This window comes from Salinisphaera sp., from assembly GCF_002729955.1.
GTDB lineage: Bacteria > Pseudomonadota > Gammaproteobacteria > Nevskiales > Salinisphaeraceae > Salinisphaera.
In genome coordinates, this window is record NZ_PBYA01000028.1 from 126,385 (window position 1) to 136,616 (window position 10,232).

The following is a 10,232-nucleotide window of genomic DNA, read 5'->3' on the forward strand; positions in this document are numbered from 1 at the left end:
TCAGACCCCTGCCCTCTCGTTGAATTCCAGTATCTGTTGAGGGTTCAGAAATTCTTCGTTTGCGCCCGAGTTGTATTCAAAGCCCTGTTCTACTGGCGCGCCTTTCTCGCCAAGGTTATTCGTTCCGAATTCGTTATTCGCCGAAGCGAAGGTAATCGTCGGCTGTATTACGAAATGGTCTTCGAACTCGAGCGTAAGATGCGAGTCGTCTGCCGGGCACATAATTTCGTGCAGTTTCTCACCCGGGCGTATACCGACGAATTTGTGGGGCAACTCTGGCGCCATGGCGCGTGCAAGATCTACGATACGAACCGAAGGGATCTTGGGCACGAATATTTCGCCGCCATGCATTCGCTCGAAGTTCTTTAGCACGAAATTCACCCCGTCCTGGAGCGTGATCCAGAACCGGGTCATGCGTTCGTCAGTGATCGGCAAATGATCCACGCCTTCGGCAATTTTCTTCCGGAAAAATGGCACAACGGACCCACGCGAACCGACCACATTGCCGTACCGCACGACAGCAAAACGGGTTGGGTGCCCGCCCGCCATATTGTTCGCGGCTACGAACAATTTGTCGGAGGCAAGCTTTGTGGCGCCGTAAAGGTTGATCGGGTTCGCAGCTTTGTCGGTCGAAAGCGCGATTACCTTCTCGACGTTATTCTCAAGCGCAGCCTTGATAACGTTCTCCGCGCCATGAACGTTGGTCTTAATGCATTCAGTCGGGTTGTACTCGGCTGCGGGAACCTGCTTCAGCGCTGCCGCGTGGATTACGAAATCCACTCCGCGCATGGCCTGCGTCATGCGGTCCTGATCTCGAACGTCCCCTATGAAGTAGCGCATACAGGGGGCATCAAACTCTTGCGCCATTTCAAACTGCTTCAGTTCGTCGCGCGAATAAATGATAAGCCGACGCGGTTTATAGTGACTCAGCAACGTCTGAGTGTACTTCTTGCCGAACGACCCTGTGCCGCCGGTAATTAAGATTGATTTATCATTAAACATATAACTTGCCAGTAGTAGCGGTTAGCGGCCGAAAACCAATTATGTACCTACCTCTTTCGATCCGAGCTCTTAATTAAAATCTGCCGCGCATCATCCATCGCCGTTCAGCTACCACGAGCATCGGCGAGATCTCCAAATTCAGCGCTTTCGCCGATCAGCTCTCCATAGCTGCCGCGGGCCGCAATTTGTCCATCACGCAACATAAGCACTTGCTGACATTTCTGAACCGTGGTTAGCCTATGCGCGATAACGATAAGTGTACGGCCACCGCGCATCGCATCCAGCTCATCGACTATGCGCCGCTCTGTTTCATTGTCCAGCGCGGATGTCGCTTCATCGAGCACAATTATGCTCGGATCGTGATAAAGAGCCCGGGCGATCCCGATGCGCTGACGCTGCCCCCCCGATAGGCGAACCCCTCGTTCACCCACCGGTGTTTCGTACCCCCGGGGGAGCTTAGTTGTAATGAAGTCGTGAATATTGGCAATACGAGCGGCGCGTTCCACAGCCGATTGATCGATCAACGCTTCAGGCAGGCCATAGGCAATGTTTCCCGCCACCGTACTATCCGTAAGATAGATCTCCTGCGGCACATAACCAATGTTCGCCTGCCAGTGGCCAAGGTTAGCCTTGCCGAGAAGCGTACCGTCGACTGTAATGTCGCCATTACTTGGTTGCAAAAGCCCCAGGATCATGTCCGCAAGCGTTGTTTTACCAGCGCCGGTTGTACCCGTAAGGGCGACAAAACTGTTTTTGGAAATCGTAACGGACACATTCCGCAAAGAAGGCTCGTCCGCCTCTGGATACCAATAACTGACGTTCCTGAGCTGGAGGCTGTCCTCAAAGGGCAGCTTGGAGATACGCTCACCGGTCGACGACGCGCCCGCCTCCTCCGCGGCGTTCTCGTCCGCTTTACCGCCAAGTTCGTGAGCCACCAGATCACGGTATAATGTATCCACCACTGACTGATTGAAACGCCACTGCGCAAAACCCTGATAGAGGTTCTGGAGCGCGGGTAACAAACGGTAGCCAGCCACGACGAAAGCACTCGCTACCGGCAACGCCGATTGCAATCCTTGGCCGCTAGCCAACACGAACAGCATCGCGCCCATGACGATGCCGAAAGCCAACCCCTCGATGGCGTAGCGCGGAATTTGGCCGAAAACTTGGCTTTTGGCCATTGCGGCAGCAAACGTGGCCGCCGCCGGCTCATAGCGGGCGAGGAAGTGATTCTCGCGGCCAAGAACTTTAACTTCTTTTACGCTACCAAAAGCCTCGTCTACTGCCTGGAAACGTACGGTATTCGCCTGCATGCGCTCTTCACCTATGCGAAGCAAAGCCCGCCGAATTGTAAGATAGACCACTAGATAAGCGCCGCAGAAGATGAGCGTTACAGCGAGCGCGAGTAGCGGGTTCACCCAAAACAGGAAACCTACAATCATCAAGGCGGTTATACCGAAAGCCATGGACCTCATAGCCGGCATCAAGACGCCATTTGCGAACTGCTGGGATTCAATCAGAATGTTCTTCCCAGTTTCCGCCGAATTACGGTTGAGGAACGTTTCGTACGGCTGGTGTAGGTAGCCATCGAGTAAGCGCGCCGAGATTCGCTTTTGTACGCCCCACGCAAAATGCGTCATTAGCCAGAGCGTATAGGCTGTCACAGCGTTACTGCCTACGAGCACTACCAGCAAAATGCTACCGAGCAAAAGTAGAAAAGCGTTCGCTGACTCGAAACCAAATCCATCGTATGCCGCTTCAAGGAACGCATTTTGATGAATGCTGCCGGGATCCGAAAGCAAGGATACGAACGGCAAAATCACGCCAACGCCCGCCATCTGTAAAATTCCCATGCCGAGCATGGCTACGAACACGCCGGCGAATCGAACTCGTTCAGCTGACGAGAACATTGCTAGCATTTGGCGGACGGAGTGAAGCATTCGGTCTCGGGCGGGTAGATGTACAGTGACAAAGGGCCCGTCGCTGACGAGCTTAACTTATGAGTACCAGGTAGGACGCTAGCGCAGTTCGCGGCAGCGACCGGTTAGTATCGGTAAGCGTAATAGCCGTACTTGCTGTATCCATAACGACGCCGATCAACTCGCAATCCGTTGAAGATAGCGCCCGTAAGTTTCAGATCGTCGCGATGCATCCGACGAACGGCCTGGTCGACTTCGTGGCCGGTACTGTGTTCACTGCGTACCACCAAGAAAGTAGCCGCCACGTTATTGGCCACAATGCTGGCGTCGGTTACGTTCAGGATGGGCGGCAGATCATACAGCACGTAGTCGTAACGACTTTCCAGGCTCGTTTTCATCTCGTTGAATCGGCGAGAGATCAGCAACTCCGCGGGGTTGGGCGGGCGCTTGCCTGTGGTGAGCAAATCCAGGTTATCCACGCCGGACGCCTGCACCGCCTGGTCCAGCGTGGAATCACCAGACAATACTTCCGAGAAGCCAGGCCCCTGCTGGACGCCAAACGCTCGGAACAGCTGGCCACGACGCAAATCGGCGTCGACCAAAAGCACGCGCGCGCCGGTTTGTGCAATCAAGGCGGCCGTATTGGCAGCAATGAAGCTCTTGCCGCAGCCCGGCGTCGGGCCGGTAATTGCGATGAACTTGGTGTCGCCTTCGATCATGGCGAACTGCAAACTCGTACGCAGGCTACGAATACTTTCGATCGTGGGATCGTCCGGCCGGTTGATGGCCAACAAATTCAACTGGCCCTTACGATTCGCACTGCCCGTTTCCCAGCTGGAAAACGGCACGGTGGCATAGACCGGCAGGCCGTATTGCGATTCGATCTCGTTGGGATCGTCCACTGTGACGCGCAGCAATGCCCTGGTGAGGACCAATAAAATTGCGGCGACAATGCCACCGATAATCCCGATCATCAGCCAGAGACCACGCTTGGGCGCGATTTTACCGCCGCTGGCGTAAGCGCTATCGACGATATGCGACACGCCCGTGATACCCGCCTTGGTGATCTCCAGCCCCTGGGAGGTGTTCAGCAACTGGGTGTAGAGCTGGTTGTTGACCTCCACTTCGCGGCGCAGCTGCAAGAGCTGAGACTCCGCCTTGGGCAGGGTCTTGAGCTGCTCCTGCAGCTCGTTACGCTGGCGCACGAGGCTCGCCCGCTTCTCGTTGGCCGCCTGCACCTGGGGCGCTTGCTGCGTGAACTCCTGTAGCAGCTCCTGGCGCTGTAGCTCGGTTTGCGCGATCTGTTGATCGATATTGGTCAGCCGCTGGAATACCGAATTCGCTTCCGCGCTCAGGTCCAGCGTGCCGCTTTCGGTCTGATAGTCCCGGAGCTTGTTCTCCGCGAGGTCCCGTTCTTCCTTGAGCTCTGGCAGCTGCTGCTTGAGGAAGTCGAGCCGGCGCTGGGCCTGCTCCGACTGCTTTTCGACGTTCTGCTGGATATACGCCGTCATGACCGAATCCAGCTGTCGTTCGGCCTCCGCCGGTGAACTGCCCTTGAGGGTCAGGTTCAAAAGCCCCGACGCCGGCGGTTGCTCTATGATCGTAAGCTTGGACTGCAGACTACCGATGGCCGCTGGCCGCGGCACGTAGCGCACGTTGAAGTGGGTGCCCGGGTTCGCGCGCAGCCCTTCGACGAAGATCTTCACCGGGCCAATGCCAGGCGCCCGGCCTGATGCCGTGGTGCCTACCGCACCTTGCAGAACCTGCTCGCCACTACGGGTCAGCAACGTGAAGCGATTGTCCTCGTTCGCGACGAGCTGAAACGAGGCCGAGTTGACGGCATCCGGCAGTTCCATGCGGGTGACGTTGACGGACTCGTTGCCCCAGGCATAGTCACCCAGGAACGGTACGTTCACACCATTCTTGAAATTGGCGGTTATGAAACGGGCAATCGGCTCGCCGATAACCGGGAAGTATGCAGGCGCGGCTCGTACGCGCAGGTGCAGGTCGTCCACCGCGTCGCCAACGACCGAGCGCGAGCGGATGACGGTCGCCTCTGCGCTTACGGCCTTAATACCGGAACCGCCCGCGGCGACCTGCTGCTCCATGAACGCCTGCGGGGCCATGTTCTGGCTTTGCTCGACACGCATGAGCGAGGTCGCCTGGTACACCGGAGGGGCCTTCCAGGCGAAATACGTCGCCAGCAACAGGCCGAGGATTGCGAAACCGAGAATCCACGGCCAACCGTCTAGAACGATCCCGATATATTCGCGAAGGTCGATCTCTTTTTCGTCGTCAGCGGATTTCGAATCGCGCCTGTCCTCTGCTGCTGCCAAAATCGTCTCGTCTAGTTATTGTCGCGGCTTACGCGATCATAGAGATAGTAGCTCTGCGTAATCGCGTTGAGCGACGGAAGAATAAGCGCGAGCGCGCGGTTGAAGTTCACGAAGCTCGCCGGTGCGGCGAAAACCACGTCGCGCGGCTGCAACTCGAACTGGTTGGCCAGCAGCAGACCGCTGACCTTGCTCGCATCGAGCTTGTAGATATTGGGCCGCATGACGGTCTTCACCCCGCCGTCGCGGGACGGCTGACTGTCCACGAACCCACGAATCACGTAGATCGCACTGGTGTCGGCGCTATCAAGCCGCACGCCGCCTGCATCGGCCATTGCGTCGCTGAGTGACATCCCACCAGTAGAGTACGGCAGAGCTGTCTGCTTGCTGAATTCGCCAACCATGAAGATGCGGTTGGCGCTGTCGTCGATCAGCAGCCGGTCGCCCGGGCGCAGCGGCACAGGACGCCCGCTGGAATAAATCTGGTTCAGGTCCAGCGGCGTCGATTCGCCATCGCGAATGAGGATGACGTTCTGAACGCCCACGCCGCCGCCTTCTTTTGTGGCCAGCGAATCGCACTGGTCGAGTGCTTCGAGCACGGTGATGGTGACATCGGTAAAGGGCACGGTGCAGGGCTTGGCGATATCGCCGGATATGTAGATGCGCTGGCTGCGGTACTCGCGCACGCGCACGTCGACCTGCGGTTCACGAATATAGCGGGACAGGCCTTTCGCAATCCGCTGGCGCAGTTGCTTGAGCGTCATACCCTCGACGTTCACTTCGCCCACGTACGGGTAGTAGATGTTGCCGTCGGCGCTGACGAGCTGGCCCTGAATGCCTTCGTTACTCGTCACCCCGGCCGGGTTGGTCAGTTCCGGATGGCCAAAGACGATAACCTGCAGCACGTCGCCCGGGCCGATGGTGTAGTTCATCACCTCGGCCGGCGCCGTGGAAATACGCTGCTGGGCTTCGCCAAGCTGTTTGGAGGCGGCCTCTTCCTGCTGATGGCGAATCAGCCAGGGCGTGATCTGCAGCACGCGGGGTTCGTAGTCGATTTCCTGCTTGGACAGTTCTTCGTCGTACGTAACGGCGCTGTCGTTACCGCCGAAGTTGTACCAGCTGCCGCTATCCATGGCATCGGAGCTGTAGCCCGGCAGCGCGCAACCGCTGGTGGCGAGCACTCCCGTTGCAACCAGGCCGGCAACCGCCCAACGCACCACGCCATGACGTGCGCGCTGTTGCACGCCCCCTTCACCCAAGTTCGCCATGTTTGTACTTCCCCTGAATTCGTTATGGGCGTATGACGCGCGCGTACCGCCCTGCTCTTCGAACACCGCCAGTTTACGCGAACTGTGGTAAATGCACCCCAAAAAATACGGCAGCGCGATTATAAGCGTGCAATCGTGGACACTTTTATGACTGCCTACCCCGCGCCCTGGCTTTTTTCCCGAGCAGCCTGCAGCCGGGCCAGCCATGCGGCCATGCCCTTGTCGATTTCAGCGTAGGCGGTTTCGAACACCTCGTCGCTTAGACGATAGGGGTCCACGATATCCTCGCCACCGGTCCAGTGCGACGCCAGAAACACCCGCCCGCGGCATTCCGGGTACTGCGCGCACAGCCAGTCCTTCTGCCCGGCTTCCATCACCAGCACCAGCTCGAAGGATTGCAGCATGGGCCGGGTGACCTGTTGTCCGCGATGGGCATCCAGGGCCAGCCCCTCGCGAACGGCGATTGCCGCGGCCGGCTCGGGCATCTTGCCGCCCACGACGGCGCCGATACCGGCCGAAGCCACCTGCATTTGCGGGGCATCGCGCCGCACCAGCCCTTCCGCCAGCGGGCTACGACAGATGTTACCGGTGCAGACACAAAGAACGCTTTGAATTTGCATAGTCGATAAGATTCAAGAGGTTTCAATCGCGGGCGTCAGCCGTTCGCGGCCCAAGCCGGAACGAGGCACTGGGAGACACGCCGATACGTCGGCGTGCTCATCACGACGCGGTCAGCGCGTGACGCGCGCCTCACCGCGCAGATTGCCGAGCTGATCAACCACGCGCACCTTGTTGTACTCGCCGGCCGGCGGGCGAATGGCCACACAGGAGGCGATCAACGCCTGGCTGACGGCGGCGTCCAGACGCGGCGCCTTCCATTCCATACCGATGGTGAGCGTGTCGTTTTCGATCGCGGTCTTGCTGTTGTCCAGCGCGACCGAGTAACCGCCGGTCGGGCGCTGGCCCATTTCCACGACGATCACGCCGTCGGGCGAGGCCATTTTCGGGTTGAATTCGCTGATGCTGCGATAGTCGATCCAGTTGCCGAACGCGGTCGAATTGCCGAAATACAGCGCGTTGGAATCCTGCGAGGTGGTACCGCAGTACTGGCTTTCGCCGATGACCTTCGCGGTTGGGCCACCGCGGCCCGGGCCCAGTGCACAGCCGGCCAGAACGAGTACAAGCAAACCGGAAAACAGCGATCGCGTCATGGATGAATTCATTCGGTTGATCGATTAAAGCGGATTTCGGAGTGCCGCGAAGCCTAGCATGAGGCGACGGCCGTGGGATATGAACGCAAAGTGGCTATCGGCCGGTGCCGGGGAAAGTTTCGGGTGGGTGGGTTAGGCAAGCTCTGCACAATCTGTCGTGGTCGCGCCGGCGTGCTTTGCGCGCGATTGACAGGCAAGTGAGAGCGTAGCGTGCTCAAACCAATAAAAAGTTGCACGGTAGCGAACACTGACGCCGATCACGCGCGCGCAAAGCCGGCGGCCCCTGCGGGGTTCAGCCTCACAGACGCCGCGGCGTCGTTGCCAAGCTTGATCTGTCAACCAGGCAGGCGCTGGGCTTGGACGCCTTGCCGCAACGTCTGTGAGGACTCGAACGCGAACCGCGAGAAGTCATGCAAAGCTTCCCGAGCGGGTGGTGGTGTTGTTCGGGTTCGGCGTGCGCGAACCGGTGGCTGTGCTGTTCCTGGTCGCGTGGTTTGACGCGGTTTTGCGGGCTTCTTTCTCTGTTGGATTACGCTTCGCTAATCCAACCTACGCCGGGTCGAATCCCCCTCGGCTGGCGTAGGTTGGCTTAGGCCGCCAGGCCGTAAGCCAACGTGGAGCGGGCTTGTGGCCTATCGAGGCTTCGCCGATTGGAATCGGCGCCGGGGCTTCGTTCCTTGTTGGGTTACGCTGCGTTAACCCAACCTACCAGCTAGCGCTTTGTTGCCCCGCCGACACCGTTTTCAAGCGGATCGATCCTGAGTCGCGGCACGGCGTATCGCCGGATCGAGCCGTAGTCGGTATGCATGCGTTCGCTAAACCGGCACGCGCGTTCTAGCGCTGGCGCCAGATCCTCAGGCCGGTCTATGTATTCGTGAACCAATCGGTTTCGCAATCCGCGCATTTCGAGCCATTCGTCTGCCGATGTGATCAATTCAAGCCGTTCCATGCGGCTGAGATTGTCTATGGCAGCAGCAAGCGATTCGCCGGCTTCTCTCAAAACCGCCGGAATCAGCTTATCGACTACGGTGTCTTGCATGCGCCCGAACTTGGCACCGAACGACTTGAGCCGATCTATTCCGATGTCATCGGCCAGTAGTTCCTTCAAGCGCTCCGTGCCAACGGCGCAGTCATCGCCGAGTAAACGTTGCCGCACGCGCACCAGGTGATGATCTTCTTTGTCCACGAGCGCGATGATCTGTGCCAGCCGGAGCCGACTGTCTGGGTTCAAACCGGCACCCCGGTTCGACGCGCTTCGGCATCGATAGAACGTAAGGGATGGCGGCCATCATAGACCACGATATCGATTCGCCGCTCGCCCAAACGGCGTAGCAAACGCGCGTGAAGTTGCAATTCGTGATCAAGCAGATCAGCGGCGTCGCCGATGCGTTCTATGTGCAGGTCGATATCACCACCGCGGGCCTCGTCATCTACGCGTGAGCCGAACAGCCGAACGCGGGCTTTCGGCCCGAATACGCGTGAGACTTCTTCGCGGATCGCGTTTCGCTGGTCATCAGTCAGGCGCATGCGCTCTCCTGGCTCGCGTTATTTACGACGACAGATCATTGGCGAGCCGATGTCTCAGATGATACCTGACGGCGTTGACCGCCTTCGTTTGCGTTGGCCGCGTAGGTTGGCTTAGGCCGAAGGCCGTAAGCCAACGTAGACCGGGCTCGTGGCCTGTCGAAGGCTTTGCGATTGGAACCGGCGCCGGGCTTCGTTCTTTGTTGGGTTACGCTGCGCTAACCCAACCTATGAGCATACGCGCCGCGAGGCATCGTCGGAGCCGCGTAGGCGCGTAGGTTGGCTTAGGCCGAAGGCCGTAAGCCAACACGAGCCGGCGTTGTGGCCGGTTGATACTTCGCGGGTTGGAACCGGCTCCCGTGGCTTCGTTCTTTGTTGGGTTACGCTTCGCTAACCCAACCTACGGCTACGGCGCTATGTAGCGCGCGGGGTGTTGGCGAGGCCGGCTTCGATATAGCCGTGTTCGATCAGGTAGGCCACGATCTGTTCGACGGCTTCTTCGATACTGGTCTGATCGGTGCGGATATGGATCTCCGGGTGGTCGGGCGCCTCGTAGGGTGCGCTGATGCCGGTGAAGTTTGGGATGCTGCCGGCACGCGCCTTCTTGTAGAGCCCCTTGGGGTCGCGCTGCTCGCATACTTCCAACGGCGCATCCACGAAAACCTCGAGAAAATCGTTTTCTTCGCGCGGCGACAGGTTGCGGGCCATGTCGCGGTCTTGCCGGTAGGGCGAGATGAATGCGCTCAGGTTGATCAGGCCCGCGTCGCGAAAGAGCTTGGCCACTTCGCCGATGCGGCGAATATTCTCGATACGGTCTTCAGGACTGAATGCGAGATCGCGGTTCAGGCCGGTTCGCACATTGTCGCCGTCCAGGCGATAGGTCCGACAGCCCATGTGATAGAGCCGTTCCTCGAGCGCTACCGACAACGTGGATTTGCCCGAGCCGGACAGGCCGGTAAACCAGATCGTAAACCC

Annotated in this window: 9 protein-coding genes; all 9 read right to left on the reverse strand. The window is 58.8% G+C overall.

What is annotated here, in order from left to right; translation table 11 throughout:
- Positions 1-1,002 carry a UDP-N-acetylglucosamine 4,6-dehydratase (inverting) gene (gene pseB / locus CMN27_RS08090; protein ID WP_293625479.1) on the reverse strand — a complete coding sequence of 334 codons (1,002 nt, stop codon included), beginning with the start codon at positions 1,000-1,002 and terminating at the stop codon, positions 1-3.
- 104 nt (positions 1,003-1,106) lie between these two features.
- Positions 1,107-2,942 carry an ABC transporter ATP-binding protein gene (locus CMN27_RS08095; protein WP_293625481.1) on the reverse strand — a complete coding sequence of 612 codons (1,836 nt, stop codon included), beginning with the start codon at positions 2,940-2,942 and terminating at the stop codon, positions 1,107-1,109.
- A 104-nt stretch (positions 2,943-3,046) separates the two neighbouring features.
- Positions 3,047-5,257, reverse strand: coding sequence for a polysaccharide biosynthesis tyrosine autokinase (locus tag CMN27_RS08100; protein ID WP_293625483.1), 2,211 nt, complete (start codon positions 5,255-5,257; stop codon positions 3,047-3,049).
- Between the two features lie 11 nt (positions 5,258-5,268).
- Positions 5,269-6,729, reverse strand: coding sequence for a polysaccharide biosynthesis/export family protein (locus CMN27_RS08105; protein ID WP_293625485.1), 1,461 nt, complete (start codon positions 6,727-6,729; stop codon positions 5,269-5,271).
- Positions 6,678-7,142, reverse strand: a complete 465-nt coding sequence (locus CMN27_RS08110; RefSeq protein ID WP_293625487.1) for a low molecular weight protein-tyrosine-phosphatase — start codon at positions 7,140-7,142, stop codon at positions 6,678-6,680. The genes CMN27_RS08105 and CMN27_RS08110 overlap by 52 nt, the downstream gene beginning before the upstream one ends.
- A 111-nt stretch (positions 7,143-7,253) precedes the next feature.
- Positions 7,254-7,733: a protease complex subunit PrcB family protein gene (locus CMN27_RS08115; protein ID WP_293625489.1), complete on the reverse strand. Its 480-nt coding sequence runs from the start codon at positions 7,731-7,733 to the stop codon at positions 7,254-7,256.
- 712 nt (positions 7,734-8,445) lie between these two features.
- Positions 8,446-8,964 carry a hypothetical protein gene (locus tag CMN27_RS08120; protein WP_293625491.1) on the reverse strand — a complete coding sequence of 173 codons (519 nt, stop codon included), beginning with the start codon at positions 8,962-8,964 and terminating at the stop codon, positions 8,446-8,448.
- Complete coding sequence (locus CMN27_RS08125; RefSeq protein WP_293625493.1) at positions 8,961-9,260, reverse strand: nucleotidyltransferase domain-containing protein; 300 nt, start codon at positions 9,258-9,260, stop codon at positions 8,961-8,963. The genes CMN27_RS08120 and CMN27_RS08125 overlap by 4 nt, the downstream gene beginning before the upstream one ends.
- A gap of 411 nt (positions 9,261-9,671) precedes the next feature.
- Positions 9,672-10,232 (reverse strand): adenylyl-sulfate kinase (gene cysC / locus CMN27_RS08130; protein ID WP_293625495.1); only part of this gene is annotated, 561 nt, incomplete at its 5' end.